Source organism: Rhizobium sp. PDO1-076, from assembly GCF_000247475.1.
Taxonomy (GTDB): Bacteria; Pseudomonadota; Alphaproteobacteria; order Rhizobiales; family Rhizobiaceae; genus Allorhizobium.
Window position 1 is genome coordinate 1 of sequence record NZ_AHZC01000022.1, and the last position, 26,735, is coordinate 26,735.

At 58.9% G+C, this 26,735-nt stretch carries 31 protein-coding genes; 30 read left to right on the plus strand and 1 reads right to left on the minus strand.

From position 1 onward, the window contains the following. Nucleotides 1-87: 87 nt before the first annotated feature. From PDO_RS01880 to PDO_RS01945, 14 genes are all read left to right on the plus strand, one after another. Complete coding sequence (locus tag PDO_RS01880; protein WP_037072360.1) at nucleotides 88-657, plus strand: hypothetical protein; 570 nt, start codon at nucleotides 88-90, stop codon at nucleotides 655-657. A 76-nt stretch (nucleotides 658-733) separates the two neighbouring features. Then, nucleotides 734-1,129 carry a flagellar basal body rod protein FlgB gene (gene flgB, locus PDO_RS01885; protein ID WP_007597100.1) on the plus strand — a complete coding sequence of 132 codons (396 nt, stop codon included), beginning with the start codon at nucleotides 734-736 and terminating at the stop codon, nucleotides 1,127-1,129. After that, nucleotides 1,129-1,551 (plus strand): flagellar basal body rod protein FlgC, encoded by a 423-nt coding sequence (gene flgC, locus PDO_RS01890; RefSeq protein ID WP_007597101.1) that lies wholly within the window; start codon nucleotides 1,129-1,131, stop codon nucleotides 1,549-1,551. Before flgB ends, flgC begins: the two co-directional genes overlap by 1 nt. After that, nucleotides 1,548-1,901: a flagellar hook-basal body complex protein FliE gene (locus PDO_RS01895; RefSeq protein ID WP_007597102.1), complete on the plus strand. Its 354-nt coding sequence runs from the start codon at nucleotides 1,548-1,550 to the stop codon at nucleotides 1,899-1,901. The genes flgC and PDO_RS01895 overlap by 4 nt, the downstream gene beginning before the upstream one ends. A gap of 18 nt (nucleotides 1,902-1,919) precedes the next feature. Next, nucleotides 1,920-2,708, plus strand: coding sequence for a flagellar basal-body rod protein FlgG (flgG, locus tag PDO_RS01900; protein ID WP_007597103.1), 789 nt, complete (start codon nucleotides 1,920-1,922; stop codon nucleotides 2,706-2,708). A 17-nt stretch (nucleotides 2,709-2,725) separates the two neighbouring features. Continuing rightward, nucleotides 2,726-3,199 (plus strand): flagellar basal body P-ring formation chaperone FlgA, encoded by a 474-nt coding sequence (gene flgA / locus PDO_RS01905; protein WP_007597104.1) that lies wholly within the window; start codon nucleotides 2,726-2,728, stop codon nucleotides 3,197-3,199. Then, entirely contained in the window at nucleotides 3,196-4,317 is a 1,122-nt protein-coding gene (locus PDO_RS01910; RefSeq protein WP_007597105.1) for a flagellar basal body P-ring protein FlgI, read from the plus strand. Before flgA ends, PDO_RS01910 begins: the two co-directional genes overlap by 4 nt. After that, complete coding sequence (locus PDO_RS01915; RefSeq protein WP_007597107.1) at nucleotides 4,314-4,844, plus strand: MotE family protein; 531 nt, start codon at nucleotides 4,314-4,316, stop codon at nucleotides 4,842-4,844. Before PDO_RS01910 ends, PDO_RS01915 begins: the two co-directional genes overlap by 4 nt. Beyond that, a complete protein-coding gene (gene flgH / locus PDO_RS01920) occupies nucleotides 4,841-5,554 on the plus strand; it encodes a flagellar basal body L-ring protein FlgH (protein WP_007597109.1) in 714 nt (237 codons plus the stop codon). The genes PDO_RS01915 and flgH overlap by 4 nt, the downstream gene beginning before the upstream one ends. Nucleotides 5,555-5,593: 39 nt before the next feature. Beyond that, entirely contained in the window at nucleotides 5,594-6,109 is a 516-nt protein-coding gene (locus tag PDO_RS01925; protein WP_007597110.1) for a flagellar basal body-associated FliL family protein, read from the plus strand. After that, on the plus strand, nucleotides 6,106-6,843 hold the full coding sequence (gene fliP / locus PDO_RS01930; RefSeq protein WP_007597113.1) for a flagellar type III secretion system pore protein FliP: 738 nt from the start codon (nucleotides 6,106-6,108) through the stop codon (nucleotides 6,841-6,843). The genes PDO_RS01925 and fliP overlap by 4 nt, the downstream gene beginning before the upstream one ends. A 237-nt stretch (nucleotides 6,844-7,080) precedes the next feature. Beyond that, nucleotides 7,081-7,986: a flagellin N-terminal helical domain-containing protein gene (locus PDO_RS01935; protein WP_007597115.1), complete on the plus strand. Its 906-nt coding sequence runs from the start codon at nucleotides 7,081-7,083 to the stop codon at nucleotides 7,984-7,986. 398 nt (nucleotides 7,987-8,384) lie between these two features. After that, on the plus strand, nucleotides 8,385-9,299 hold the full coding sequence (locus PDO_RS01940; RefSeq protein ID WP_007597117.1) for a flagellin N-terminal helical domain-containing protein: 915 nt from the start codon (nucleotides 8,385-8,387) through the stop codon (nucleotides 9,297-9,299). Between the two features lie 235 nt (nucleotides 9,300-9,534). Next, nucleotides 9,535-10,470 (plus strand): flagellin N-terminal helical domain-containing protein, encoded by a 936-nt coding sequence (locus PDO_RS01945; RefSeq protein WP_007597118.1) that lies wholly within the window; start codon nucleotides 9,535-9,537, stop codon nucleotides 10,468-10,470. 11 nt (nucleotides 10,471-10,481) lie between these two features. Here the strand turns inward: PDO_RS01945 and PDO_RS27695 are convergent, their stop codons facing one another. Next, the gene (locus PDO_RS27695) at nucleotides 10,482-10,703 is read right to left on the minus strand and encodes a hypothetical protein (protein WP_007597119.1); all 222 of its coding nucleotides are present in this window, start codon (nucleotides 10,701-10,703) and stop codon (nucleotides 10,482-10,484) included. Nucleotides 10,704-10,766: 63 nt separating this feature from the next. Here PDO_RS27695 and PDO_RS01950 point away from each other — a divergent pair, with 63 nt between their 5' ends. The 16 genes from PDO_RS01950 to fliR all read left to right on the plus strand — a co-directional run bounded on the left by PDO_RS01950 (nucleotide 10,767) and on the right by fliR (nucleotide 26,628). Then, nucleotides 10,767-11,735, plus strand: coding sequence for a flagellin N-terminal helical domain-containing protein (locus tag PDO_RS01950; RefSeq protein WP_007597120.1), 969 nt, complete (start codon nucleotides 10,767-10,769; stop codon nucleotides 11,733-11,735). Between the two features lie 289 nt (nucleotides 11,736-12,024). Then, nucleotides 12,025-12,672 carry a hypothetical protein gene (locus tag PDO_RS01960; protein ID WP_007597121.1) on the plus strand — a complete coding sequence of 216 codons (648 nt, stop codon included), beginning with the start codon at nucleotides 12,025-12,027 and terminating at the stop codon, nucleotides 12,670-12,672. After that, a complete protein-coding gene (locus PDO_RS01965) occupies nucleotides 12,669-13,958 on the plus strand; it encodes a MotB family protein (RefSeq protein WP_007597123.1) in 1,290 nt (429 codons plus the stop codon). The genes PDO_RS01960 and PDO_RS01965 overlap by 4 nt, the downstream gene beginning before the upstream one ends. Further along, nucleotides 13,958-15,268: a chemotaxis protein MotC gene (motC, locus tag PDO_RS01970; protein WP_007597125.1), complete on the plus strand. Its 1,311-nt coding sequence runs from the start codon at nucleotides 13,958-13,960 to the stop codon at nucleotides 15,266-15,268. Before PDO_RS01965 ends, motC begins: the two co-directional genes overlap by 1 nt. Nucleotides 15,269-15,270: 2 nt before the next feature. Beyond that, nucleotides 15,271-16,713, plus strand: coding sequence for a flagellar hook-length control protein FliK (fliK, locus tag PDO_RS26615; RefSeq protein WP_007597128.1), 1,443 nt, complete (start codon nucleotides 15,271-15,273; stop codon nucleotides 16,711-16,713). Beyond that, on the plus strand, nucleotides 16,679-17,218 hold the full coding sequence (locus tag PDO_RS01980) for a transglycosylase SLT domain-containing protein (protein ID WP_007597130.1): 540 nt from the start codon (nucleotides 16,679-16,681) through the stop codon (nucleotides 17,216-17,218). Before fliK ends, PDO_RS01980 begins: the two co-directional genes overlap by 35 nt. A gap of 280 nt (nucleotides 17,219-17,498) precedes the next feature. Then, on the plus strand, nucleotides 17,499-18,170 hold the full coding sequence (gene rem, locus PDO_RS01985) for a transcriptional activator Rem (RefSeq protein WP_007597131.1): 672 nt from the start codon (nucleotides 17,499-17,501) through the stop codon (nucleotides 18,168-18,170). A gap of 132 nt (nucleotides 18,171-18,302) precedes the next feature. After that, complete coding sequence (locus tag PDO_RS01990) at nucleotides 18,303-19,511, plus strand: flagellar hook protein FlgE (RefSeq protein WP_007597132.1); 1,209 nt, start codon at nucleotides 18,303-18,305, stop codon at nucleotides 19,509-19,511. Between the two features lie 22 nt (nucleotides 19,512-19,533). Beyond that, nucleotides 19,534-20,991: a flagellar hook-associated protein FlgK gene (gene flgK, locus PDO_RS01995; RefSeq protein ID WP_007597133.1), complete on the plus strand. Its 1,458-nt coding sequence runs from the start codon at nucleotides 19,534-19,536 to the stop codon at nucleotides 20,989-20,991. 6 nt (nucleotides 20,992-20,997) lie between these two features. After that, nucleotides 20,998-22,062: a flagellar hook-associated family protein gene (locus tag PDO_RS02000; RefSeq protein WP_037072341.1), complete on the plus strand. Its 1,065-nt coding sequence runs from the start codon at nucleotides 20,998-21,000 to the stop codon at nucleotides 22,060-22,062. A 37-nt stretch (nucleotides 22,063-22,099) separates the two neighbouring features. After that, nucleotides 22,100-22,447 (plus strand): flagellar biosynthesis regulator FlaF, encoded by a 348-nt coding sequence (gene flaF / locus PDO_RS02005; protein ID WP_007597135.1) that lies wholly within the window; start codon nucleotides 22,100-22,102, stop codon nucleotides 22,445-22,447. Further along, entirely contained in the window at nucleotides 22,444-22,893 is a 450-nt protein-coding gene (gene flbT, locus PDO_RS02010; protein ID WP_007597136.1) for a flagellar biosynthesis repressor FlbT, read from the plus strand. Before flaF ends, flbT begins: the two co-directional genes overlap by 4 nt. Continuing rightward, on the plus strand, nucleotides 22,884-23,345 hold the full coding sequence (gene flgD / locus PDO_RS02015; protein WP_007597138.1) for a flagellar hook assembly protein FlgD: 462 nt from the start codon (nucleotides 22,884-22,886) through the stop codon (nucleotides 23,343-23,345). Before flbT ends, flgD begins: the two co-directional genes overlap by 10 nt. Before the next feature lie 58 nt (nucleotides 23,346-23,403). Further along, entirely contained in the window at nucleotides 23,404-23,670 is a 267-nt protein-coding gene (gene fliQ, locus PDO_RS02020) for a flagellar biosynthesis protein FliQ (RefSeq protein ID WP_007597140.1), read from the plus strand. A 124-nt stretch (nucleotides 23,671-23,794) separates the two neighbouring features. Further along, on the plus strand, nucleotides 23,795-25,882 hold the full coding sequence (flhA, locus tag PDO_RS02025) for a flagellar biosynthesis protein FlhA (RefSeq protein WP_007597141.1): 2,088 nt from the start codon (nucleotides 23,795-23,797) through the stop codon (nucleotides 25,880-25,882). Further along, nucleotides 25,879-26,628 (plus strand): flagellar biosynthetic protein FliR, encoded by a 750-nt coding sequence (fliR, locus tag PDO_RS02030; protein ID WP_007597144.1) that lies wholly within the window; start codon nucleotides 25,879-25,881, stop codon nucleotides 26,626-26,628. Before flhA ends, fliR begins: the two co-directional genes overlap by 4 nt. The last annotated feature ends 107 nt before the right edge of the window (nucleotides 26,629-26,735 follow it).

Genomic DNA, 26,735 nt, shown 5'->3' on the forward strand with positions numbered 1-26,735 from the left:
CTCCAACGATGCCTATGCGGATCTCGCCGGTGCATTGAAAGCGGCAGCCGGAGGGGCGCAGGGCGGAGCGAGGCAGAGGGGATGACCATGACCGATTTTGATGCCGATGAACCCGTTGCACCGATCAGGCCGGCGCCCATTCGCCGACGTGTTTCGTCTGTTGACCGGGTACTGGCGGCGACCGGTGTGGCGCTGGCCTGCGCGGCTGCCTTCTTCCCCTGGTATGTCTTTTTCAACGAGGAGAAGTTCGGAGTTCGCGTTGCCGACTGGCAAAGCACGCGTGACCTGCCGGAAGGGCCTGGCCGTAACGTGTTCAGTGTCTCGCCGCTGGCCTTGGTCGACAATGACGACGAAAATGCCGGCGAGGGCAGCAATCCCCCGGCTGTCGATCAGATCGTCACGGCAACCGTGCCGACGCTTGGCAAGGAACGTCCGCAGGGGCTGGACGTGCCTGCCGCCCAGCCGTTTCCCGGTCAGAGCGGTTTCCGCCTGCTGCATGTCGCCAACGGCCGTGCGCTGATCGAGGACGGCGGCACGATGTTCATGGTACGTGTCGGTTCGATTCTGCCCGACAACAGCCGCGTCGCGACGCTGGAGCAACGTGACGGCAAATGGGTCATCGTGACCTCCAAGGGCGATATATATCAGAACAACTAAACTTGTGTGGGTGGGGCAAGTCCCACGCAAGATTACTGGCCTAGGCTCCGAGTGGTAAAAAGACGGAGTAACGCCCATGAACCCAATCCAGTTGTTCGAGCTGGCTTCCCGACAGGCCGAATGGCTTTCGGTGCGTCAGCAGGTTGTGGCAGGCAATATCGCCAACGCCAGCACCCCCAAATATCTGGCTAAGGACATCACCCCGTTCAGCGCAGTGCTGGACAATACGGCGATGGTACAGCACATGGCCGTGACCCAGCCCGGTCATATGGCGTCGAACGATATCAGCGCCGACAATATCGACATCGAGGAGTCAGAGCTCAACGACGAGATCGGCATCCAGGAATCGGGCAACTCCGTCGCTATCTCTGAAGAATTGTCCAAGACCGGCGAGATCAAGCGTCAGCATGAGCTGAACACCTCGCTGATGAGTTCCTTCCATCGCATGATGTTGATGACGGTGAAACGCTGATGACCGATCCTTTAAGTGCAGCCCTGAAAATTGCCGGCAGTGGTCTGGAAGCCCAGTCCACCCGCATGCGCATCGTCTCGGAAAACATCGCCAACGCGCGTTCGACCGGCGACACCCCCGGCGCCGATCCTTACCGCCGCAAGACCATCACCTTCGGCAGCGAGCTCGACAAGGTGTCCGGCGCGCAGGTGATCGAGGTCGAGAAGCTTGGCTTCGACAAGTCCGATTTCATCGAGGAATACGATCCGGGCAATCCGGCCGCCGATGAACGCGGCGTCGTCAAGATGCCGAACGTCAACGTGCTCATCGAAATGGGTGACATGCGCGAGACCAACCGAACCTATGAAGCCAATCTGCAGACCATCAAGCAGACGCGCGACATGATTTCCCAGACCATCTCACTGCTGAAGGCTTCGCAATGATTGATTCCATTTCCGGCGTAAGCGCATTTTCCAAGTCGATGGGTCTTGATTCGCTGACCACCGAACTCTCCACCTTCGACATGTCGACCCAGGGTGTTGCGACAGCTGGCCTGACGCCCGGCATGTCGGCCGGCGAGACATTTCTTTCGACCCTCAACAGCATGGCCACCGAAGCCGTCGGCAACCTGAAGCAGGCCGAGCAGACCTCGTTCGATGGCATGACCGGCAAGGCGAACACCCGCGAGGTTGTCGACGCCGTGATGTCGGCCGAGCAATCGCTGCAGACGGCGATCGCCTTCCGCGACAAGATCGTCAGCGCCTATCTCGAAATCACGAAGATGCAGATTTAGTAAGCAGGGAACGGACACATGAGAGCTCTTGCCATCGCAGCGACAGGTATGGACGCCCAGCAGACGAATCTGGAAGTCATCGCCAACAACATCGCCAACATCAACACCACCGGCTTCAAGCGGGCGCGTGCTGAATTTACCGACCTGCTGTACCAGACCGAACGCGCCCAGGGCGTGCCGAACCGCGCCAACCAGGCGATCGTGCCGGAAGGCGCCAATATCGGTCTTGGCGTGCAGACGGCCGCCGTCCGCAACATTCATACGCAGGGCGAACTGACTCAGACTGGCAACGAACTCGACATGTCGCTGGTCGGTCGTGGCTGGTTCCAGGTCGAATCGCCGGATGGCACGACCCTCTACAGCCGCTCGGGCGCATTCAACATGAACGCCGAGGGTCAGCTGGTCACCATCGACGGCTATCTCGTCACCCCGCAGATCACCATTCCGCAGGATGCCAGCGAAGTTGTCATCAGCCGCACCGGTCAGGTCCAGGCACGCATAGGCAACGATTCCGACTATACCGATCTCGGTCAGCTGACGATCGCAAACTTTGTCAACGAAGCCGGCCTGAAGCCGCTTGGCGACAACCTAGTGGCCGAGACGGCAGCGTCGGGCGAAGCGATTGTCGGCGTGCCGGAAGATCCGGGCTTTGGCTATATCAAGCAGGGCTATCTGGAATCGTCGAACGTCGATTCCGTCAAGGAAATCACGGACATGATCTCGGCACAGCGTGCCTATGAGATGAATTCCAAGGTCATCCAGACCGCCGACGAGATGGCTCAGATCGTCAGCAAGAACCTGAAGTAAGGCAACTGGAGGCAAACATGAAGTTTCGCCGGAAAATCGGGAATGCAATTCGGGCTGTGGCGCTTGTCACAGCATCCGTCATGGGCATCGGCGCGGCGCTTGCGCAGGGAACCGCTGTCGTCCCCACCCAGATCATCTATCCCGGCGAGACCATCTCGGCCGCGCAGGTCAACGAGGTCGAGGTAACCAACCCCAACCTGACCGGCGGTTATGCACGCACCAAGGCGGAAGTTGTCGGCATGGTATCGAAGCGCACGCTTCTGCCGGGCCGCACCATTCCGACCAGCGGCCTGCGCGAAGCCTTCGCCATCAAGCGCGGTGCCAGCGTTCGTCTGACTTTCGCCATTGGCAACATGGTGATCAGCGCCGCCGGCACGCCCATGGTCGATGCCACGGTCGGCGAGGTCATCAAGGTGCGCAACATTGATTCCGGCACGATCGTCACAGGCACGGTCATGGCCGATGGGACAGTACAGGTGATGGCGAAATGAAGTTGTTTGCATCATCACGGATCGCCCTGTGTGTGCTGGCTCTGGTGCTGACGCCGTTTGAGTCTGCCATTGCCGCCAATTCGCGCATCAAGGATATCGCATCCCTGCAGTCGGGACGGGACAATCAGCTGATCGGCTACGGCCTGATCGTCGGCCTGCAGGGCACTGGCGACAGCCTGCGCTCGTCGCCGTTTACCGATCAGTCGATGCGCGCCATGCTGCAGAACCTCGGCATCTCGACCCAGGGCGGCCAGTCCAACGCCAAGAACGTTGCTGCCGTCATGGTCACGGCAAACCTGCCGCCCTTTTCCAGCCCCGGCAGCCGCATCGATGCGAATGTCAGCTCGCTCGGCGATTCGACCTCGCTGCGCGGCGGCACGCTGATCATGACGTCGCTGACAGGCGCCGACGGCCAGATCTATGCCGTCGCCCAGGGCTCGGTCATCGTGTCCGGCTTCAATGCGCAAGGCGATGCGGCCTCCGTGCAGGAAGGCATCACCACCTCCGGACGCGTCCCCGGTGGTGCGATCATCGAGCGCGAGCTGCCATCCAAGTTCAAGGATTCGGTCAACCTGGTGCTGCAGCTACGTAATCCCGACTTCACCACCTCCTTGCGCATTGCCGACACGATCAACGCCTATGCCGCCGCCAACTACGGCGCACCGATCGCCGAGGCCCGCGACAGCCAGGAAGTGGTGGTCCAGAAACCGCGCACGGCCGATCTCGCCCGCCTGATGGCGGATGTCGAAAATCTCGTGGTCGCGACCGATTCTCCGGCCAAGGTCGTAATCAACGAGCGCACGGGCACGATCGTCATCGGCGCCGAGGTTCGTGTCTCGCGTGTTGCCGTGAGCTACGGAACGCTGACGGTCCAGGTGACGGAGACGCCACAGGTCATCCAGCCCGAGCCGTTTTCACGCGGCGAGACCGCGGTGCAGGAACAGACGGACATCATCACGCAGAAGACCGGCGACAAGGTGGTGATCGTCGACGGGCCTGACCTGAGAACCCTTGTCAGCGGCCTTAACAGCATCGGCGTCAAGCCGGACGGCATTATCGCCATCCTCCAGGGCATCAAGTCCGCCGGCGCCCTACAAGCGGAGCTTGTCCTGCAATGACACAGTCCAGGCATTTTCTCTCGCTGCCTCCGATCCTGCGCAACGGCCTGATCGTTTGTGCGATCGCCGTGCTGCCCGTTTTTGCCGACAACGCCGTCGGCCAGCAGCCGGTGAACCCGAGCGACGCCGAGATCCAGCAGTTCTGCACCGGGATCGCCGATGCCGCGCGCGACCAGCGCTATCTGTTGCAGAAGCAGGAACTGGAAAAGCTGCAGGCCGATGTCGACAGCCGCATCGCGGTTCTCGAAACCCGACGGGCCGAATACGAAGACTGGCTGTCGCGCCGCAACGAATTCATGAAGCAGGCCGAAGGCCAGCTGATCGAGATCTACAAGAAGATGGCGCCGGATGCGGCAGCACCGCAGCTCGAGGAGACGAATGTCATCCTTGCTGCTGCGATCATCATGAAGCTGCCGCCGCGCCAGTCGAGCCTCATCCTTACTGAAATGCAGCCGGACAAGGCCGCCAAGGTCGCCGCGATCATGTCGAGTGCCGGTGATTCCACTACGTCGAAGGATCCATCATGAACAAGCGTTCCCCGGCATTGCTGGCTGTTCTGTTTCTTGCCGGCTGCCAGAGCCAGACCGTCAAGGAAATCGGCAACGCACCTGCGATGAGCCCGATCGGATCCGGCCTGCGTTTCAGCCAGACGCCGCAGATGGCCTTGTATCCCAAGCAACCGCAGGCCACCGCCAGCGGCTATTCGCTGTGGAGCGACAGCCAGTCGGCCCTGTTCAAGGATGCCCGCGCCCTCAACGTCGGCGACATCCTGACGGTAAACATCCAGATCAACGACAAGGCATCGTTCGAAAACGAAACCGATCGCAGCCGCACCAATTCGAGCGGTCTGAGCTGGTCGACGGCCGTTGATCTGTTCGGCAACGAGATCCCGGCAACCACCGGCGACCTGAGCTCCGGTTCCGACACCAGCACCCAGGGCAAGGGTACGACGGAACGCTCGGAAAAGCTGACCCTGCTGGTTGCAGCCGTCGTCACCGGCATCCTTGAAAACGGCAATCTGCTGATCAGCGGCTCGCAGGAAGTGCGCGTCAATCACGAGATCCGCATTCTCAACGTCGCCGGTATCGTGCGACCGCAGGATGTCGATGCCGACAACACGATTTCCTACGAGCGCATCGCCGAGGCGCGCATCTCCTACGGTGGCCGCGGCCGCCTGACCGAAGTGCAGCAGCCGCCCGTCGGCCAGCAGGTGGTCGATCTGTTCTCGCCGTTCTGACGGCGGGAAAGCAAGACAGAGCAGGAACGGCAAGGTCCGATGGAACAAAACGAAGAGCCCACAGGCAAGAAGAAATCCGGCCTCATGACACTGCTCGTGCCGCTGGTCGTGCTGACCGTCGCAGGCGGCGGCGGCGGCTGGGTTATCGGCAATATGTTGGCACCACAGGTGAAGCTGTCGGAAGATGCCGCGAAGGCAGCCGAGGCAGCGCCGGCCGCCGGCCATGGCGATGCAAAGAAGGAAGAGGGACTTCCCAAGATTGCCACCGAAGCCAATGGCATCGTCCAGCTGGAGCCGATCACGACAAATCTCGCATACCCGTCGGAAAACTGGATCCGGCTGGAACTTGCGCTGATGTTCAACGGCGCGCCCGACGTCAAGATTGCCGAAGACGTGCATCAGGACATCATGGCCTATCTCAGAACCGTCTCGTTACAACAGGTCGAAGGGCCGCGCGGCTTCCAATATCTCAAGGATGACATCCAGGAGCGTGTTGACCTACGCTCCGAAGGGCGCGTATCGAAGGTGATGTTCAGGACGTTTGTGATCGAATGATTCGATTTTTTCTTGTTGCCGCTGTCATGATGATGGCGCCGGAAATTGCGCATGCGCAGCAGTTTCCGACGGAGATCTTCAATACGCCGATCGATGGATCGGTGGCGGCCTGGATTATCCGTACCTTTGGTCTGTTGACCATCCTGTCGGTTGCCCCTGGCATCCTGATCATGGTCACCAGCTTCCCGCGTTTCCTGATCGCCTTTTCGATCCTGCGCTCGGGCATGGGTCTTGCGACAACACCCTCCAACATGATCCTCACCAGCATGGCGCTGTTCATGACCTTCTATGTCATGGCGCCGACCATGGATCAGTCTTGGCGAACCGGCGTCCAGCCGCTGTTGGCTAACCAGATCAACGAGGCCGAGGCGGTGGCGCTGATTGCCGAGCCCTTCCGCACTTTCATGACGGCAAATACGCGTGACAAGGATCTGCGGCTGTTCGTCGATATCGCCAATGAACGCGGCCAGGCCACGGTCACCGGCGACAAGGTCGACTACCGCGTGCTCGTTCCGGCCTTCATGCTGTCGGAAATCCGTCGTGGCTTTGAGATCGGCTTTCTGATCGTTTTGCCCTTCCTCGTCATCGATATGGTGGTCGCCACGATCACCATGGCCATGGGCATGATGATGCTGCCCCCGACCTCGATTTCGCTGCCTTTCAAGATCCTGTTTTTCGTCCTAATCGATGGTTGGAACCTGCTGGTCGGCAGCCTGGTGCGCTCCTTCGTCTGACCCTTAAAAAATTGTTTACCACTTCCCTTGCGGCGTTGTTTACCAAGGATTTATCCAGCTTTATCGATCCCTAATTTGTTAAGGTGTTGGCAATACTTGGCGGTCAGTTTGGTCCTCACACGAAGGGTCTGGTAGACGAAAAAATCGCTACCGAATGGCATGATGCCGAACTGTCGTAGCCGGTAATTTCCAGTCCGGTATGTCCCCATTAGTATCTTGTTTTAAGGGACAAAAAACATGGCCAGCATTCTGACCAACACCAACGCTATGTCTGCACTTTCGACGCTGCGTTCGATCTCCGCCAACATGGAATCCACCCAGAACGCGATCTCCACGGGCAAGAGCGTTGCATCTGCTTCGGACAACGCTGCGTACTGGTCGATCTCGACCACGATGAAGTCCGACAACATGGCTCTCGGCGCAGTCTCCGACGCGCTCGGCCTCGGCGCTGCCAAGGTTGACACGGCCTATGCCGGTATGGACGCCGCCATCGACGTCGTAACCGAAATCAAGGCCAAGCTCGTCGCCGCCAAGGAACAGGGTGTCGACAAGGAAAAGATCCAGGAAGAAATCTCGCAGCTTCAGGATCAGCTGACTTCGATCGCCGAATCCGCTTCGTTCAACGGCCAGAATTGGCTGGCGAATGAAGGTGGCGACGTGACAGTCATCACCGGCTTTGTCCGCGCTGCCGACAACACGGTCACCGTCAAGTCGAGCACGATCACGCTGGACGACACCAACATGCTGTTCAGCGCTGACGCAGCTGGCGTTATCGACGAAGCAACCGGCATCCTGGGTGCCAACGGCACGGCCTCGTCGTCGAGCATCGTCGGCTTCGAAATCGACAACGACACCGACTCCGCTACGCTCGACAACCTGCTTACCGACGTTGAAACCGCTCTGACCAGCATGGTCAGCGCCGGCGCAACGCTCGGCTCGCTGTCCAGCCGTATCGATCTGCAGTCCGAGTTTGCAGACAAGCTTTCCGACGCCATCGAAACCGGCATCGGCCGTCTCGTCGACGCCGACATGAACGAAGAATCGACCCGCCTCAAGGCCCTGCAGACCCAGCAGCAGCTGGCGATCCAGGCTCTGTCGATCGCCAACAGCGACTCGCAGAACATCCTGTCGCTCTTCCGTTAATCGCAAGAACGGGCCGGCCCGTGAGGGCCGGCTAAACTATCCCGACGCCGATATGCCTTGGTGGCTGACCAGAGGCGCGCGAAGGGAAAGCTTCAACACCCGGAGGCTGAACCGGGTAAGTGGCTGCGGAGGTCGCGTCTGGAAACAGACGCGACCTTTTCGTTTTATTAAGCATTTTTTGTTACGCGCGCGTGCACGCGAAGATTGCAAGTTTTTATAGCGATCGGGCATCTCTTCGAATTGCCTTAGGCCTTCGTTAACCAACATGCGTTTATCTGAACGCATCGAAGGGGCGAGCTAACCATTCAAATTCAGCCGGTTAGCAGGCATGACGCTGTGCGCTTCTACCGGTGATACCGGAATGCCCTTCCTATTCAGCCATTAAGGGGCACACACCTATGACGAGCATTTTGACAAACGTCGCCGCAATGTCGGCACTCAGCACTCTGCGCAGCATCAGCAGCGGCATGGAAGAAACCCAGTCGCGCGTTTCCTCCGGCGAGCGCGTCGGCGAAGCGTCTGACAACGCAGCTTACTGGTCGATCGCAACGACCATGAAATCCGACAACATGGCCCTCTCGGCTGTCTCCGACGCCCTCGGCCTCGGCGCATCCAAGGTCGATACCGCCTATGCCGGTATGGACGCTGCCATCGACGTCGTGAAGGAAATCAAGGCCAAGCTGGTAACGGCGACTGAAGAAGGCGTCGACAAGGCCAAGGTTCAGGAAGAGATCTCGCAGCTGCAGGAACAGCTGATGTCGATCGCTGAATCGGCTGCATTCAGCGGCGAGAACTGGATTGCCGGCGACGCTGCAGACGTGACCGTCGTTTCCGGTTTCGTCCGTGATGCCAACAATGCGGTTTCCGTAAAGACCACCACCTACACGCTTGACGACGCAGCTGACGGCACGCTGCTGTTTGGTGGCGACGGCGCAGGCGGCATCGACGACACGACTGGTGTTCTCGGCACTGCCGGCGGCGCGACGATCGGTGTATCGGTATACGAACTCGACATCAGCACGTTCGACGGCACCGAAATGGCTGAAGCCCTGACGCTTGTTGATGAAGCCCTGGCTTCCATGACGAGCGCTGCTGCGGAACTCGGTTCGATCTCCACCCGCATCGAACTGCAGGAAGATTTTGTCGGTTCTCTCTCGGACTCGCTCGATAGCGGTATCGGCCGTCTGGTCGACGCTGACATGAACGAAGAATCGACCCGCCTGAAGGCTCTGCAGACCCAGCAGCAGCTGGCTATCCAGTCGCTCTCGATCGCCAATTCTTCTTCGGAAGTCATCCTCTCGCTCTTCCGTTAAGCCTAGGCTTCCGGTCAATAGCAAGATCGCAATTTTGGAAAGCCGCCCTCCGGGGCGGCTTTTTTTTACATCGTCAAATTGCGTTAACCATGCATTAACCATGTCCGGTTTACATGAAGGTCAAGTAACGATGGATTAACCAAAACGAAGAAGCGGTTAATAGCATTAGGCAAGGCCATCGTTCCCGGACAGACCGGGATGTCCCAGAAACTAGCCATTTTTAGGGGACGCGCAAGTGACCAGCATTTTGACAAACAATGCAGCTATGACTGCACTCCAAACCCTTCGTACTATTGATTCCAGCATGGAAGACACACAGGCGCGCGTATCGTCTGGTCTCCGTGTCGGCACGGCGTCCGACAACGCCGCCTATTGGTCGATCGCGACCACCATGAGATCCGATAATATGGCACTCTCGGCCGTGCAGGATGCACTCGGCCTCGGCGGCGCTAAGGTTGATACGTCCTACGCCGCGATGGAAAGCGCCATCGAAGTCGTCAAGGAAATCAAGGCCAAGGTCGTGGCGGCAACCGAAGAGGGTGTCGACAAGGCCAAGATCCAGGAAGAAATCGACCAGCTCCAGGAGCAGCTCCGTTCGGTCTCGCAATCTGCAAGCTTCAGCGGTGAGAACTGGATCGCCGGCGATGCCGGCACCAAGACGGTCGTATCTGGTTTTGTCCGCGATTCCACCGGCGCGGTAACGGTCAAGACGACGGAATACATTCTCGATGATGCCGCTGATGGCAACCTGTTGTTCGGTGGCGACGGCGCCGGCAACATCGAGTACACAACGGGTATCCTTGGAACGGTCTCGGCATTCACGGGTGTCGGCGACGTGTCGGTTGATACGCTCGACCTCAATGCCTTCGATCCGGCAGACATGGCCGCCAATATGCAGGAATCGCTGGATCTCATTGAAACTGCCTTGCAGAGCATGACGAGCGCGGCCGCTGAACTCGGCTCGATCTCGATGCGTATCGAACTCCAGGAGGACTTTGTCAGCACGCTCACCGACTCGATCGACTCCGGTATCGGTCGTCTCGTCGACGCCGACATGAACGAAGAATCGACCCGCCTGAAGGCCCTGCAGACCCAGCAGCAGCTCGCCATCCAGTCGCTGTCGATCGCCAACACCGCTTCCGAAAGCATCCTGACTCTCTTCCGTCAGTAAGGGCGCCTTGGCTAGGGGCGACTTCGTCCCGCGCTGACAAGTCGGATGTATTCGGTATGAACCGCACCCAGAAATGGGTGCGGTTTTTTTGTGCCTTGCGTGAGGCTGGCCGAATATTGCGGTTTTGCGCCGAAGCGGATTTCCGACCTTGCCAAATCGCGGTCGCGTTTGTTAACTGGCACCGTTAACGATTTGTTAATGGTTACGGGGACCAGCGGTATGCTGGTCTGCATGATGCCCCTCCGTTGCCACCGGTATGCTTCCGGCCTTTTGGATTGACGATTAAGGGCACCTCAATGACCAGCATCATGACCAACGCTGCCGCAATGGCGGCCCTGCAGACTCTGCGCTCGATCGATACCAATCTGGAAACGACGCAAAGTCGTGTCTCCTCGGGTTATCGGGTCGAGACGGCGTCGGACAATGCCGGCTACTGGTCGATCGCTACCACGATGCGCTCCGACAACGCTGCATTGTCGACGGTCGCGGATGCGCTGGGTCTGGGTGCCGCAACGGTCGATACCGCTTACACGGCACTCGACAACGTCATCGAGGTCATGTCGTCGATCAAGGCCAAGCTGGTCGCCGCAAGCGAGCCGGGCGTCGACAAGGAAAAGATCAACGAGGAAATGAAGCAGCTGAAGAACCAGCTGGTTTCAGCGGCACAGTCGGCATCATTCTCCGGTGAGAACTGGCTCTACAATACGAATGTCAACGAACTGGGCACCAAACAGGTTGTCTCGTCGTTCGTGCGCGGCGCCGACGGCAGCGTTCAGGTCACCACGCTGGATTTCGATACCGCCGATTCCGTCCTGATCGATACGGAAGATGCTAGCCGCGGCTTCCTGACCAAGGCGATCGACGCGGACACACTTGTTGCGGACCCGACGGGTACGGCGCGCGAATATTACCTTCTCGACGTCGGTTCCGTCGTGCCGCCGACGGGCGATCCGATCGAGATCGACAACGACACCGACACCGACACGTTGGATGACATGATCAGCGTTGTCGACGATCTGATCAGCCAGCTGACCGACGCTGCCGCAACGCTTGGCGCGATCACCAGCCGCATCGAGATGCAGGATAACTTCGTCTCCAACCTGATGGACGTGATCGACAAGGGTGTCGGTCGTCTGGTCGATGCCGACATGAACGAGGAATCGACCCGTCTGAAAGCCTTGCAGACCCAGCAGCAGCTCGGCATCCAGGCACTGTCGATCGCCAACAGCAGCGCAGAAAAGCTGCTCACCCTGTTCCGCGAGTAAACGCAAGCCTCGGCACCATGGCCAGATACGCCGTCGATACGGCATGGAACTTTTGGGCCGCGCGATCATCCTGGCGCGGTCCTTCGCATTCATCCTCGCGCAAGTTTGAAACCCTAGCTTCGGCCAAAGCACCCGTGGGCATATGCGCCCGCGACCGGCTCGATCCGAAGGTGATCTCGACATTGGAAGTGATGATGCTGCGCGTTCGGACATTTTTGAAATTCAGTCTGCTTGAGATCGATGACCGTTTCTCCGGAGCGGTCGTTCTCGCCGATGGAGGCGATCGCCGATGAGCATGCCATTGACCCGTCTTTTGAAGGATTTTTCGGCGCCTCCCGCGCCGACGCCTTCGTTGTCGGTCCAGTTTGACGTCTCGGAGCCGGACCCGTTCGACATGGATTTTCCAGCCCTGCCGGAACCCGTGCCGGTCGACCTCGATGCGGAGCGCCGCGAGGCCTATGCCGAGGGGCATGAGGCCGGCGAAAAAGCCGCTGAAGAACGTTTGGAAGTCGATCGTCAGGCGATGGAAGTTGCCCATTCCCAGGCGATTGCCGAGCTCGAAGCCCGGCATCGCGAAGAGATGACGAAAGCCCTGTCCGAAAAGCTCCCCGCCATCATCAACGAGCTTTCGCTTGCGATCAGCGATCAGGTGGCGGTCGCTCTCGCTCCGCTGTTTTCCGATGCGGTGGCAGAAAAGGCCGTGAGCGATCTCGCCCATTTGCTGAAGACGGCCATCAGCGCCGGCGAGGCGGGGGTGATCGAGCTGCGCGGGCCAAAGGCGCTGTTTGCCATGCTGTCGACCCATATGTCGGACCATCTCGGGCTTATGCACCATGTCGAGGCGGACGATCTGGATCTGTCCGCCGAATTTGCTGAGGCCGCTCTGGTCACGCGTATATCGGCCTTTACGGCCAGCCTCAGGAAGGTGATCGGATGAGCGACGAGAATCACCATCACGGCAAGAACGAAATCATCATCATCAAACGCCACGGCGGCGGCGATCACGATGGCGCCCATGGTGGCGCCTGGAAGATCGCCTATGCCGACTTCATGACGGCAATGATGGCGTTCTTCCTGGTTATGTGGCTGGTCAATGCTGCAAACGAGGAGACCAAGGCCTCCGTCGCCAGCTATTTCAATCCGATCAAGCTGTCGGATGAAAAGCCGACCGAGAAAGGCTTGAAGAAGCCCGTCGATCAGGCCGAGGGCGAGCAGAAGCAGGAACGCTCTAAGGTCGAGGCCGAGGAGCAGACGGTGGGCGCTGCGGCCGCGACCGGCGAAGACCAGACGGCAACGTCCGGCGACCAGGCGAATTATTCCGAAGCCGACTTCTTCGAAAATCCCTATTCCGTTCTGGCCGAGATCGCCCAGGAAGTCGGCCAGCAGGCCAATGTCAGCGCCAAGGGCGAGGGCGGCGCCGCCGATTCCGGTCCGTCGACGGGTGCCCAGGGCGGCGAAGCCTATCGCGACCCCTTCGATCCGGACTTCTGGACGCAGCAGGTCCAGACGGCCAATACGCCGGTCGGCAAGCCGACCGATGCAACGACGCCGGCCGAGCCGCAGACCGCCGAGATCCAGCCGCCACAGGAACCGGCAGACCCGACGACACCGGATCAGCAGGTGGCACTTGTCGTGCCTGGACAGAAGCCTCAGATGCAGCCGGACATAGCTGAGCTGGCTAAGCCGGACGAGGGCAAGACGGAACAACCGCTGGACGGCAAGGCCGAGATGACTGCCGAGGCCGAGCTTGCGGTCCAGCAGGCATCGGCCGACACGCTGAAGGCGCAGATCGAGGCCGAAATCGGCGGCGTATCCGGCAAGCTTGCCGAGGGTCTGATCGTAACCCCGGCCGAAGGCGGCCTGCTGGTGACGATCAGCGACCAGAGCGATCAGCCGATGTTCAGCGTCGGCTCGGCCGTGCCTCAGCGCGAAATGGTTCTGGCGATGGAGAAGATCGGCAAGTTGCTGCAGGCGCGGCCGGGATCGATCATTATCCGTGGCCATACCGACGGTCGCCAGTTCAAGGGCAACGAGAATGATAACTGGCGCCTCTCGATGGCCCGTGCCCACAGCGCCTATTACATGCTGTTGCGCGGCGGCCTGACGGAAGATCGCGTCCAGCAGGTGTCCGGCTTTGCCGACCGTCGTCTTCAGGTCCCGGATGATCCGTTGGCCGATGCCAATCGACGCATTGAAATCCTGATTCAGGCGGAGCAGGGATAATGACGCTCCGCAGGGTATCCATTTCGCTTCTGGCTCTCGCTTCGCTTGTCGGACTGGGCAATGCCGCGGCGCGCGCCAATGACATGGATACCATCCAGCCTTTCCAGATGCTGCGCTCGCTGCAGTTCGTGCAGGACACCGTGGTTCTGGGCGATCATTCTGCCGCCGAAATGCAGCGCTTCATGCTGGGAACCATCGACGAGCGCCTGCGCAGCGCCGATCAGGCGATCTTCGACGATCCGCGCAATGTCGATGCGGCCCTGATCTACGCCATGAGCGGTGGCAACCCGGCGACGCTTGAATACCTTGTTGCGCGTGACATCAACGGCAATTTCGACAATCGCATTGCCGACAGCCTGCGCAAATATCTCAGCGGCAAAGGCACCCTGATTGCCAAGTCCCTGGGGGAGATCAGCAAGGAATATCGCAACACCGACCTTGCGCCATACCTTGCTCTGGTCGCCGGGAATGTGACGATTACGCGCGATCCGGCCGATGCGCTGAAATTTTATGACTGGGCGCGCCTGACCGCACCCGGCACGATCGTCGAGGAGGCGGCCCTGCGTCGCTCGCTCGCGGTTGCCGTCGATGCGAAGATTGTCGACAAGGCGGGCGGCTATGCCAATCGCTACGCACGGCGCTACCTCTATTCTCCCTATGCCAGCCAGTTTGCCGATCTCTTCGTCCAGCTTGTCGTCGAGCACTATGACGTCATCAAGCAGGAAGATATCGAGGCCACTCTGGGATATATGGACAATGATCGCCGGCGTGAGGTCTATCTTCGCATCGCCCGCAAGGCGGCGATTGCCGGGCGCAAGGACCTGACCAAGATGGCAGCCGATCAGGCCCGGGCTCTGTCTGGAACAGCGGAAGGGGCCGATGCACTTGCCAATCTCTATGGCAGCCTGGCCAACATCTCGACGGAAAATGTCGATGACGCCATGCAGGCGATCATGGATATTCCAGCGGAATCACTTTCGCCGAAGGATCTTGCGCTGCGCCGCGCAGCAGAAGCCGTTGCCAAGGAAGTGCTGCGTAAACCGGAACCACCGCCTGAAAGCCTGACGCAAGCCAACGCTAATACAACTGATGCAGATGCAGGCGCGGTGGCTGCGGCAGAGGATGATGCGGAGTTGCAGGATCCGACGGCGCCACCAACCCCTGCCGCCGCGCCGCAACCGCAGCCCGTTTCGGCTGAGGCCGACGCAGGCAATGCCGCCGCACTCGATCCGGCGGTTCGTACCTTTGTTGACACCGGACGCTCCAAGCTGGACGCGATCGATGATCTTCTCAAGCAGGAAAGCCCCTGACCATGATGGATGCATATATAGCCCCCAGGATCCCCACAACGGATACAGCGGCCTCCCATGCGACATCGGGTGGGCGCGCAGATAAGTCCAGCGAAGGTGGTTTTTCCGAAGCCCTGTCAACTTCGAGCCGCCAGGATCAGGGCGATGCGAGTGACAGCGAAGTGGAGGCTGACGCAGGATCGGGCAACGAGCAGGGCGATGCCGCCGCGGTAGAAACCGGGCGCGCGAAGCGTCCGATCATCGATCTGTCCCAGGCAAGCCTGCTGAAGTCCGCTTCGGCGGAGACGACGAATGCTGTTGACGAGCAGCTTGATCAGCAGACAGTGGCTATCGACGGCAAGGACAAGACCAAGGGCAAGGTAAAGGCGCCTGTCGAGACGGACGGTACGGCTTCGTCGCTCGACGAGCAGCAGCTTTTAGCGCTTGTGAAGAGCGGTGGTCTGAAAGCTGCCGCCGCCAATGGCGAGAAAGCCGCAGAGGCAGACAGCGACGTTTCGGCAACCGAAGACGGTACCTCCGCGGACGGGAAGAGTGCCGATCTCGGGGATGTCTTGTCGCTTCTGACAACGGGGGCTGCGACCGAGCAGGCCAATGGCCAGGCAACGGTGCGCGACGCCATTGAAGGCAACAAGACGATCGTTGACGGTCAGGGCGAACAGATGGTCGAGGCACTCTCTGGCCGCGACGTGTCTGCAGGCGACGCCGAGACCGCTACTGACAGCGGCGAAACGGATCAAACATTCCGCTTCGTGCGTGCCGACGGCAAGGGTGAGCCCCTCACTCTGAGAAGCGAAGGCGCCCAGACCGTTCGGGATGAGGGTGGGCCGGCCTCTTCGACTGTCGAAACGGTCACCGTCATCGATGCACGCCGCTTCCTGGCGCCGGTCTCGAGCAACAACGCCGCTTCGATCACGGCCGCCATGGTTGGCGATAGCGAGTGGATCAGCGCGATGTCGCCCGGCTCGGAACTGGCCAATGCCGCAACGCAATCCAGTCAGGGCAAGGTCGTCAATACCCTGAAGATCCAGATGAACCCGATCGAGCTTGGCAGCGTTACGGCCACGCTGAAGCTGACGGGCGAAGAGCTTTCGGTGCAATTGACCGTCGAGAACCACGCAGCATTGCAGAAGTTGACCAAGGATCAGGACGAGATCCTCAAGGCATTGCGCGCACAGGGGCTGACCGTCGACCAGGTGCAGGTCAACATTCAGGTCGCGCCCGCCGATCGTAGCGCCGACAGCCAGAACAGTGGTAGCGGCCAGCAGAACGGTCAGTCGGGACAGCAGGCGTCCGATCAGTCGGGACGACAGGCCGGTGGCGATCGCCAGGCACGCGGTGACACTTCGGGCGACAGTGTGAGGGTGACGGATGACAGGACGCTTCAGCCAGCTGGCAACCAGGCTGTTGCCGATGACAGCACTCGTCCTGATCTCATTTACATCTAGCGCCTCGGCCAGTGTCGGCGTCTGCGAGCGCGAGATCAGCGCTGCCGCAGCAAAATATGGGGTGCCGGAAGGCATACTTTATTCCGTCGGCCTGACCGAAACCGGTCGCAAAGGATCGCTTCAGCCCTATGCCATGAATGTCGAAGGGCGGGCAGTCTATTCGGGCGACATGAACGAAGCGCTTGGCGCGTTTCAGGTGGCGCGCGGGCAGGGAGCCAAGCTGATCGACGTGGGTTGCATGCAGATCAACCAGCACTTTCACGGCGACCAGTTCACCTCGGTTCAGGCCATGTTCGATCCGAAAAAGAACGTCGAATATGCCGCCCGCTTCCTCAGCAAGCTCCACAATCGACACGAGACCTGGACGATGGCAGTGGCCCGATATCATGCCGGGCCGAACAATGACCCGGCGCAAAAGCGCTATGTCTGTCGCGTTATCGCCAATCTGGTCGCCACCGGCTACGGCACCTGGACGACCAATGCGCGTCAATTTTGCGGTGAATAGCAATCTTTGGTTGTTTGACAGCCACATTAGTGCCGATTTGATAATTGTGGCAAGACTGCGGACAATTGGGGCAAAGCAAGAGCTTGCGCGAAGCTTGCGTTAACTTTTCCACTAAAAAATAGTGCGCGATAGTGGGTATACCCACTACATATAGATCAAATCGGCACCAATTCGTTAATCAATTATTAATATCTATCATTAACTTTCGCCAGTTGTCGCTGAATCCCTCGATTCGTACCCATAGTGCATCGAAACACCACACTGATTCGGAGGCGGCTGAATGATCGTCGTGGTTGATGAGCGCGAGCTCGTGAAAGACGGGTACACTTCTCTATTTGGACGGGAAGGTATTCCATCCACCGGATTTGATCCGGCGGAATTCGGGGAATGGGTCACTACGGCGGCTGATTCCGACATTGCGGCAGTTGAGGCTTTTTTGCTCGGTCAGGGCGAAAGCACATTGGAACTGCCGCGGGCAATCCGGGATAGAACCCAGGCACCGGTGATCGCAGTCAGCGATCAGCCGTCCCTGGAGGCGACGCTGGCCCTGTTTGATTGCGGCGTCGATGACGTCGTGCGCAAGCCGGTCCATCCTCGTGAAATCCTGGCGCGGGCGGCAGCCATTCGCCGGCGTCTGAAGGCAATTTCCAACTTCACGGAAATCGGCCCTATCCGGGTTTTCTCCGATGGTCGCGATCCGGAAATTTCCGGCGACGTATTTCCTCTGCCGCGGCGCGAGCGTCGTATCCTGGAATACTTGGTCGCAAATCGCGGTCGACGCGTTTCGAAGACCCAGATCTTCAACGCCATCTACGGTATCTTCGACGAGGAAGTCGAAGAAAACGTTGTTGAAAGCCATATCTCCAAGCTTCGCAAGAAGCTTCGCAAGAAGCTCGATTTCGACCCGGTCGATTCCAAGCGCTTCCTTGGCTACTGCATCGACTGGAGCTGATTGGGCAGCATGCGGTTCCCTGCGTGGGGACGGCTGATCGGATGAATTCGACCGATAGCCGGAATGTCATACAGCCTCACGCAAGGCCCATCTCCTAGTCTCCGTACTGACTACCGAAGCGAGGATTTTAATATGAGCCTTTACGGAACAATGCGAACCGGCGTGTCCGGGATGAATGCCCAGGCGAACCGCCTCGGCACCGTCGCTGACAACATCGCGAATTCCAGCACTGTCGGCTACAAAAAGTCGTCGACACAATTTTCATCGATGATTTTGCCAAGCACTGCAGGCCAGTACAATTCGGGCGGTGTCGAAACGGATGTCCGTTATTCGATCTCCAGCCAGGGCACTTTCAGCTACACCACATCCTCGACCGATCTTGCGATCAACGGCGATGGCTTCTTCATCGTATCGGGTGAAGACGGCGTCGAGTACCTGACCCGCGCCGGTGCATTCACCTTGCAGGACGATGGTAGTTTGCAGAACTCCGCCCGCTATACGCTGATGGGTTATGAATATGACTCTGCTGCCGATCCGACGATCGTCGTCAACGGCTTCGACGGCCTGACCGAGGTGAACCTGTCCGGTTCCGGCATTTCTGCTGTTGCCTCCACGAGTGGGGCGCTTTCGGTCAATCTGCCGAACTACGAGGCCGATGGCTACGTCAAAACGACCTCGCTGAAGGTCTTCGACAGCCAGGGAACGAGCCGTCTTGTCGAATTTACCTACACGAAAGACAGCGACAACAACTGGACAGTCGATGCTGTCATTCCTGAAACCGGCGATGTGCTTCTGGCCGGTGCAGCAATGGAGTTCGACAGCGATGGCAAGTTGATTAATCCGGATCCGGCCGAGTTTGTGCTCGATCCTGTTGCCGATATCGATGGCGCCACGATCCCCGCCATCACGCTGAGCGTTGCTGGTACGACGCAGCTGGCGTCTGATTTCTCGGTGCAGAACGGCAAGGTCGACGGCAATGCGGCATCGAAGGTCAAGGGTTACGAAATCGATGACACCGGTGTGGTTTCCGTCGCTTATGAAAACGGTGACCTTGTGCCCACGTTCCGCGTGGCGCTGGCCAGTGTGCAGAGCCCGGACAACCTCAATCCGGTGGCTGGTAACCTCTACACTCAGTCCAATGATTCTGGTGTGGTTGTCATGGGTTATGCCGGCTCCAGCGGCTTCGGCAGCATCATCTCCGGTGCACTCGAAGACTCCAATGTCGACGTGGCTGAAGAGCTCACCGCGATGATCGAGTCCCAGCGCAACTACACAGCAAACTCCAAGGTATTCCAGACCGGCTCCGAATTGATGGAAGTCCTGGTCAACCTGAAGAGATAGTTCGAAAAGTTAGGGTAGCCTTATGTCGCTTGCATCATCGCTTGGCACTGCTCAGGGAATCTTCCGGAACACGGGGCAACAGACCTCCGTGCTCACGACGAACATCGCCAATGATGGAAACGAGAACTACGTAAGGCGCCAGGCTGTCGTTACCAACACCGTATACGGTGCGACGATGGTCCAGAACGAACGTTCGCAGCAGATGGCTCTGCTGCGACAGTTTTCCAGCGCGACATCGCAGCAGAGCTCGCAAAGCACGCTGCTGGAAGGTCTGGAAACGATCTCCAGTGCGCTTGGCGGCAATGACTACGAATTGTCGACGTCCACCTACCTCGCCAATCTGCAGAGCAGCCTGCAATCCTTTGCAGCAGCACCAGGTGAGTACGCACTGGCATCCACCGTGGTCACCGATGCGATCGATGTTGCCAATTCTCTGAACAATGCGACGGCTTCGACCCAGCAGCTGCGCGCCGATACCGACGCCCAGATTGCCGAACAGGTCGAGAGCCTGAACAAGCTTCTCGCCGAGTTCAAGACGGTGAATGACTCGGTCATTCGTCTGACGGCAACCGGTGGCGAGCCGAGCGATTATCTCGACCGGCGTGATACGCTGGTCAAGGAGATTTCCGGCATCGTTGGTGTCAGCATCAACATGCGCGAAAACAGCGACATGGTGCTGTACACCTCGGACGGCACAACGCTGTTTGAAACCGACCCGCGCGAAGTCACCTTCGATCGCAAATACAATTACGACGCATCGGTCACCGGAAACTCGATCTATATCGACGGAACTCCGGTTCGTGCGGGCGTCGGCGGCAACACTGACGGACAGGGCACGCTGAGCGCGCTGGTCCAGTTGCGCGACGTCATTGCACCGACCTTCCAGGTGCAGCTCGATGAAGTGGCGCGTGGCCTGATCGAGGCCTTTGCCGAAACCGATCCCTCGGGCGGCCAGCCGGATGCACCCGGCCTGTTTACCTGGTCGGGTGGCACCACGCTGACGTCCGGCACCGTCGAGCCGGGACTGGCCGCAAAGATTGTTGTCAATGACGCTGTGCGCTCCGATGCCGGCGGTGATCCGACGCTGATCCGCGATGGCGGAATCAACGGCACCGACTATGTCCACAACACAGCCGGGGCTTCGGGTTACACCGACCTGATCAACACCTATGTCGACGCCATGTCGGCCGACCGAGACTTCTCGGCGGACGCCGATCTGACCACGACGACCAGCCTGCTGTCTTTCGCCAGCGACTCCATCGGCTGGCTTGAGGAATATCGTTCGACGGCCACCTCGGCCGGAGACAACAAGAGCGCGCTCTATGAGCGCACATACCAGACATATTCGTCGAAAACGGCGGTCAGTCTCGACGAAGAACTTTCTCTGCTGCTCGATGTTGAGCAGTCCTACAAAGCTGCAGCCAAGCTTGTCTCGACAATTGACGAGATGCTGGAAGCCGTGCTGCAGATGGCGGGGTAATCCTGAATGTCGACTTCAAACGTATCCAATATCTCCATACAGACGTCGATGCGTTTGACCATCCGGCAGGCGCAGACCGAACTGCTGCAGGCGCAGCAGGAGGTCAGCACCGGGTACTTCGCCGATATCGGCGCCGAACTGGGCAGCAAGACGTCGACGGTGGTCGATCTCAACCGCGAAAGCCTGCGCCTGTCCTCGATCCTCAGCAACAACAGCATTGCGACCCAGCGGCTGTCTGGCTCTCAGGAAGCCCTGAATCAGATCGCCAAGGCGGCCGAGGAGATGAACCAGTCGCTGATCACGATCTCGGGTTCGACCAATACCGATACAATTGGTACGACGATCGGCACGGTCAAGAGCTCGCTCGACACCATGACCGACATGGCCAATTCGGCTATAAACGGCGAATTCCTGTTCTCCGGCATCAATACCGATGTGCAGCCGCTCGCCAAGTACGACGAAACCTCGGCGGCCAAGGTCGCCTTCGACAATGCATTTAACAGCTATTTCGGCTTTGCACCGACCGACACGGCCGGTACAGCAACGATCGTCGCCACTGGCGGTGCGCCGAGCATGGAAGACTTTATCGGCAACGTCCTGGAACCGATGTATTCCGGAGCCGACTGGACGACGGACTGGTCGAGTGCCTCCGATGAGGTGATGACGAGCAGGATTACGCAGTCTGAGACGGTGAACACCTCGGCATCTGCCAATGAAGACGGTTTCCGCTACTTCGCCCTTGCTGGGGTCATCACCCAGGAGCTGATGAACATCGGCGCGCCGGCCGATGCCGTCACCGTGGCAATCAATTCGGCGATTGACTACACCGGCAAGGCCATCAGCGGAATCAACAAGACCAGATCTGAGCTTGGTCTTTCGGAAAACCGGATCGAGAAGGCAGATTCGTCCTTGCAGATCCAGGTCGACATCATCGAGACGAGCCTGTCCAGCAAGATCGAGGTTGATGCTTATGAAGCGTCGACGAAGGTCAACAGTCTGCTGGCAATGGTGGAAGCATCCTACACGCTGACCGCCAAGATCCAGGCGCTGAGTCTCGTAAACTACCTTTGATGATCAAAGGTACTGAGTAAAACTGAAGGGCAAATGAATGTACCAGTTTTCATACGCCGAAATCATGGAAGATGGGGTGGCCGACGCGAAGGATCGCGAGCGTCAGGCCCTGGATCGGACAATTGATTTGCTGCGGGCGGCTGCACTGAAGGCCAGCTATTCGCGCGAGGCGATTGAAGCGCTTTACTACACACGACGGGTCTGGGTCCGCTTCATTGAGGATCTGCAGCATCCCGAAAATCAGCTGGCTGTCGAAGTTCGCGCCAATCTGATTTCCATCGCTATTTGGATTTTGAAGGAATGCGACCGGATCCGGAAGCGCCAGTCAGACAATTTCCAGGGCATCATAGACGTGACAACCATCATCAGGGATGGACTTAAATGAAGAGCACTTTGCGCATCTCGCTCAAGTCGGGCGAACGGATCTTTATCAACGGAGCGGTTCTTCGCGTCGACCGCAAGGTTGCTTTGGAGTTCCTGAACGACGTGACTTTCCTCCTGGAAAATCACGTTCTCCAGCCCGACCAGGCCACCACGCCTCTGCGTCAGCTCTACTTCATTGCGCAGATGATGCTGATCAATCCGGAAGGCCGCGAACAGTCGATGGCGATGTTCCGCAAGTCGATCATCATGCTGCTGAACTGCTTTCAGAACGAAGAAATTCTGGCCGAGCTGAAGCGTGTCGATGCGATGGTTTCGTCCGGGCGAGCCTTTGACGCGCTGAAGGCAATACGCTCGCTTTATACGGTCGAGGACCGGATTTTGAGCAGCGATGAGATGAGCCCGGCAACGATCGAGCAGATTCGCAAGGAGATCGCGCCATGGCGGTAGATGCAGTCGGCAGCACGACAAGTGCCACGACGACAAAGACGACGACTGATACCTCGGCCTCCAGCGCTTCGGCGTCTGCCTCGCTGGACTACGAAAGTTTCCTGAAGCTCCTGATTGCTCAAATGCAGAACCAGGATCCGACCGATCCGATGGATGCCAGCGAGCAGATCTCGCAGTTGGCCACCTTCTCGCAGGTCGAGCAGACGATCCAGACCAACTCGAACCTCGAGACTCTGATCACCGGCAACGCCCTGACCAACGCCTCGAACTATATCGGCAAGACCATCACCAGTGCCGATGAAAAGACGACCGGCGTCATCCAGTCCGTGCGTGTCTATAGCGACACGATGGTCGCCATGACGACTGACGGCAAGGAAATTCCGATCACCGTCGGCGTTCGTGTGGGCGAACCGAAGGCGACGACAACCGATACAGAGACGTCCGGCACCTAAAGTGCTAAGCCTTCTGGAGTGGAGGGCTTGATTCGCCGCTCCGGAAGGACCCCGTCTCATGAATGAGGCTGACGCACTCGATATTATGCAGGCCGCCATCTGGACGATCCTGATGGCATCCGGGCCAGCCGTTGCTGCCGGCATGATTGTCGGCGTGGTGATCGCGCTGATCCAGGCGCTGACCCAGGTTCAGGAAATGACCCTGACTTTCGTGCCGAAGATCCTGGCGATCCTGATTACCATCGGCATCACCGCACCATTTGCCGGCGCGCAGATTTCCCTTTTTGCCAACATGGTTTTTTCCCGCGTCCAGTCGGGGTTCTGATCGGATCGCCTGAGCGTCCGAACGCTTCCTGACACCCTCGCGCAAGCTTCGCCGTCTATCTCTTTTCCCGATACTGCCCGAAGCTCGGCTTCAGGATGACTTCTCATGAAGAGATGGAACGGACATGGCGCAACCTCCTGCAATCGTAATTCCGAAGGTTAGTCCGAGCGGACGCGATATTGGCTTTGCTCTCGGCATCACCCTGATCCTCGGCATTCTGTTCCTGCCGATCCCGCCGTTCCTGATCGACATGGGACTGGCCTTCTCGATCGCTTTCTCCGTGCTGATCCTGATGGTCTCGCTGTGGATCCAGCGTCCCCTGGATTTCTCATCCTTTCCGACTATTCTGCTGATCGCGACCATGATCCGCCTGTCGCTCAATATCGCGACGACACGTGTGATCCTGTCCCATGGCCACGAGGGCCATGGTGCGGCTGGTGGTGTGATCGCCGGCTTCTCGAGCCTGGTCATGGGCGGTGACTTCGTCATCGGTCTGATCGTCTTCATGATCCTGATCACCGTCAACTTCATCGTCATCACCAAGGGTGCAACGCGTATCGCCGAAGTCGGCGCCCGCTTCACCCTCGACGCCATCCCCGGCAAGCAGATGTCGATCGACGCCGATCTGTCGGCCGGTATCATCGACGAAAAGGAAGCTCAGCATCGCCGTAAGGAACTCGAGCAGGAAAGCTCGTTCTTCGGCGCGATGGACGGTGCCTCGAAATTCGTCCGCGGCGACGCCATCGCCGGCCTGATCATCACCGGCATCAACGTCTTCGGCGGCATCATCATCGGTTATTTCCGTCATGGCATGGAAATTGGTGAAGCGGCCGACGTCTTCGTCAAGCTGTCTGTCGGCGACGGTATCGTTTCGCAGGTGCCGGCTCTCGTCGTTTCGCTGGCTGCGGGTCTTCTCGTCTCGCGCGGCGGCACACCCGGCTCGACCGACCAGGCGGTCATCAACCAACTGAGCGGTTATCCGCGCGCGCTGTGGGTTGCCGCCTCGCTGATGGCCGCCTTGGCGCTGGTTCCCGGCCTGCCCTTCATCCCCTTCATGGCCCTTGGCGGCGTGATGGCATTCGGTGCCTGGTTCATCCCGCGTCAGCTCGAAGCCGAAAACAAGGTCAAGCGCGACCAGGAAGAAAAGAAGGTCATTCAGAACAAGGAAGCCGAGAAGGACTCGGTCAAGTCTGTCCTGAAGACCGCCGAAATCGAGCTTGCGCTTGGCAAGCTGGTTTCGACCCGCCTGCTCGGCGCCCATCAGGAACTGGCCTTCCGCGTCGGCAAGATGCGCAAGAAGTTTGCCAGCCAGTACGGCTTCGTCGTGCCGGAAATCAAGGTGACCGACGACATCGCCATTCAGGACAAGTCCTACCAGATCCGCATCCATGGCACGACGATTGCATCGAATGCGCTGCGCGTCGGCGAAGTGCTCGTTGTCACAGGGTCCGGTCGCAAGCCGAAGGTCCCCGGCGACGAGATCCGCGAACCCGCTTTCGGCATGCCGGCGGTCTCCGTCCTGGAAACCTTTACCGAAGAACTGAAACGCGAAGGCTTCCACCCGATCGATAACGTTTCGGTCGTGCTCACCCATGTCAGCGAAGTCATCCGCAACAACCTGCCGCAGTTACTTTCCTACAAGGACGTCAAGATCCTCATCGATCGCCTTGATCCGGAATACAAGAAGCTGGCCGATGAAATCTGCTCGTCGCACATGTCCTATTCCGGTCTGCAGGCAGTCTTGAAGCTTCTGCTGGCTGAGCGCGTCTCGATCCGCAACCTGCATCTGATTCTCGAAGCCGTGGCAGAGCTTGCGCCGCATGTGCGCAAGACCGAACAGATCGTCGAGCATGTACGGGTGCGCATGGCCCAGCAGCTCTGTGGCGACCTGACCGACAACGGTGTCCTGCGCGTGCTGCGCCTCGGCTCGAAGTGGGATCTCGTCTTCCACCAGGCGCTGAAGCGCGATGCCAAGGGCGAAGTCGTCGAATTCGACATCGATCCGCGCAGCCTCGAAGAGTTCAGCGAGCAGGCGAGCCAGGTTATCCGCGACTTTATGGACCGTGGGCTTCCTTTCGTGCTTGTCACCTCGCCGGAAACACGGTCCTATGTTCGCATGATTATCGAACGCTTGTTCGCCACGCTGCCGGTTTTGTCTCACGTCGAACTGGCCAAGGGCATCGAGATTAAGATCCTGGGCTCCATTTCATGATAACAGACCCGGAAGGGACCGTTCTCGCACTCTTTGCGGTCTTCTGCCGCATTGGCGCCTGCATGATGACCTTGCCGGGTTTTTCCTCCGCGCGCATTTCGATGACGATCCGGGTGCTGCTGTCGGTCTCGATGTCTCTGGCGTTGCTGCCGATCCTCTTCGACACGGTTTATCCGCGTGTTTCTGGTGGCGGATATACCTACATCCAGCTGATTGTCGCCGAAGTCCTGATCGGCGCGATGTATGGCCTGGTTCCCAGGCTTTACGTGCTTGGTCTGCAGTTTGCCGGATCGGCCACATCCATGGCGATCGGCTTCAACTCGCCGGGTGCGGCCGATGTCATCGAAGATACCAGTGAAAACCAGCTGACAAACCTGATCAGCTTCGGCGGATTGCTGCTTCTTTTCATGCTGGATTTCCACCATGTGGTCTTCCGCGCTCTGGTCGAATCCTATTCGGTCATGCCGCTGGGCGGCTTTCCCGACACCCAGAAGATGTTGATCACGCTGAGCGACACGCTGTCCAAGACCTTCATGCTGATGCTGCGGCTGGCAAGCCCGTTCATCATCTTCGGCCTGATGTTCAACGTGGGTGTCGGCCTGGTCAACAAGCTCGCGCCGCAGATCCCGATCTTCTACATTTCCACGCCTTATCTGCTGATTGGCGGACTGCTGCTGGTCTATTTCTCCATCGCGGCGATGGTCATGCAGTTTGCCCAGTCTTTCCCGATGATCTTCGACTTCTAGTGCAATTCCAGCAAAAGTGGGAACCGGTTTTGCGTACGGAATTGCGTAACAACAAAGAGATAGAGCATTGAAGGCGCTCCGTTTTCGCCGGAAATGCTCTAGGCCGC

Coding starts and splice junctions, on each gene's coding strand:
- PDO_RS01880 (WP_037072360.1), top strand. CDS start 88: ATGACCGATTTTGATGCCGATGAACCCGTTGCACCGATCAGGCCGGCG.
- flgB (WP_007597100.1), top strand. CDS start 734: ATGAACCCAATCCAGTTGTTCGAGCTGGCTTCCCGACAGGCCGAATGG.
- flgC (WP_007597101.1), top strand. CDS start 1,129: ATGACCGATCCTTTAAGTGCAGCCCTGAAAATTGCCGGCAGTGGTCTG.
- PDO_RS01895 (WP_007597102.1), top strand. CDS start 1,548: ATGATTGATTCCATTTCCGGCGTAAGCGCATTTTCCAAGTCGATGGGT.
- flgG (WP_007597103.1), top strand. CDS start 1,920: ATGAGAGCTCTTGCCATCGCAGCGACAGGTATGGACGCCCAGCAGACG.
- flgA (WP_007597104.1), top strand. CDS start 2,726: ATGAAGTTTCGCCGGAAAATCGGGAATGCAATTCGGGCTGTGGCGCTT.
- PDO_RS01910 (WP_007597105.1), top strand. CDS start 3,196: ATGAAGTTGTTTGCATCATCACGGATCGCCCTGTGTGTGCTGGCTCTG.
- PDO_RS01915 (WP_007597107.1), top strand. CDS start 4,314: ATGACACAGTCCAGGCATTTTCTCTCGCTGCCTCCGATCCTGCGCAAC.
- flgH (WP_007597109.1), top strand. CDS start 4,841: ATGAACAAGCGTTCCCCGGCATTGCTGGCTGTTCTGTTTCTTGCCGGC.
- PDO_RS01925 (WP_007597110.1), top strand. CDS start 5,594: ATGGAACAAAACGAAGAGCCCACAGGCAAGAAGAAATCCGGCCTCATG.
- fliP (WP_007597113.1), top strand. CDS start 6,106: ATGATTCGATTTTTTCTTGTTGCCGCTGTCATGATGATGGCGCCGGAA.
- PDO_RS01935 (WP_007597115.1), top strand. CDS start 7,081: ATGGCCAGCATTCTGACCAACACCAACGCTATGTCTGCACTTTCGACG.
- PDO_RS01940 (WP_007597117.1), top strand. CDS start 8,385: ATGACGAGCATTTTGACAAACGTCGCCGCAATGTCGGCACTCAGCACT.
- PDO_RS27695 (WP_007597119.1), bottom strand. CDS start 10,703: ATGCAGACCAGCATACCGCTGGTCCCCGTAACCATTAACAAATCGTTA.
- PDO_RS01950 (WP_007597120.1), top strand. CDS start 10,767: ATGACCAGCATCATGACCAACGCTGCCGCAATGGCGGCCCTGCAGACT.
- PDO_RS01960 (WP_007597121.1), top strand. CDS start 12,025: ATGAGCATGCCATTGACCCGTCTTTTGAAGGATTTTTCGGCGCCTCCC.
- PDO_RS01965 (WP_007597123.1), top strand. CDS start 12,669: ATGAGCGACGAGAATCACCATCACGGCAAGAACGAAATCATCATCATC.
- motC (WP_007597125.1), top strand. CDS start 13,958: ATGACGCTCCGCAGGGTATCCATTTCGCTTCTGGCTCTCGCTTCGCTT.
- fliK (WP_007597128.1), top strand. CDS start 15,271: ATGATGGATGCATATATAGCCCCCAGGATCCCCACAACGGATACAGCG.
- PDO_RS01980 (WP_007597130.1), top strand. CDS start 16,679: ATGACAGCACTCGTCCTGATCTCATTTACATCTAGCGCCTCGGCCAGT.
- rem (WP_007597131.1), top strand. CDS start 17,499: ATGATCGTCGTGGTTGATGAGCGCGAGCTCGTGAAAGACGGGTACACT.
- PDO_RS01990 (WP_007597132.1), top strand. CDS start 18,303: ATGAGCCTTTACGGAACAATGCGAACCGGCGTGTCCGGGATGAATGCC.
- flgK (WP_007597133.1), top strand. CDS start 19,534: ATGTCGCTTGCATCATCGCTTGGCACTGCTCAGGGAATCTTCCGGAAC.
- PDO_RS02000 (WP_037072341.1), top strand. CDS start 20,998: ATGTCGACTTCAAACGTATCCAATATCTCCATACAGACGTCGATGCGT.
- flaF (WP_007597135.1), top strand. CDS start 22,100: ATGTACCAGTTTTCATACGCCGAAATCATGGAAGATGGGGTGGCCGAC.
- flbT (WP_007597136.1), top strand. CDS start 22,444: ATGAAGAGCACTTTGCGCATCTCGCTCAAGTCGGGCGAACGGATCTTT.
- flgD (WP_007597138.1), top strand. CDS start 22,884: ATGGCGGTAGATGCAGTCGGCAGCACGACAAGTGCCACGACGACAAAG.
- fliQ (WP_007597140.1), top strand. CDS start 23,404: ATGAATGAGGCTGACGCACTCGATATTATGCAGGCCGCCATCTGGACG.
- flhA (WP_007597141.1), top strand. CDS start 23,795: ATGGCGCAACCTCCTGCAATCGTAATTCCGAAGGTTAGTCCGAGCGGA.
- fliR (WP_007597144.1), top strand. CDS start 25,879: ATGATAACAGACCCGGAAGGGACCGTTCTCGCACTCTTTGCGGTCTTC.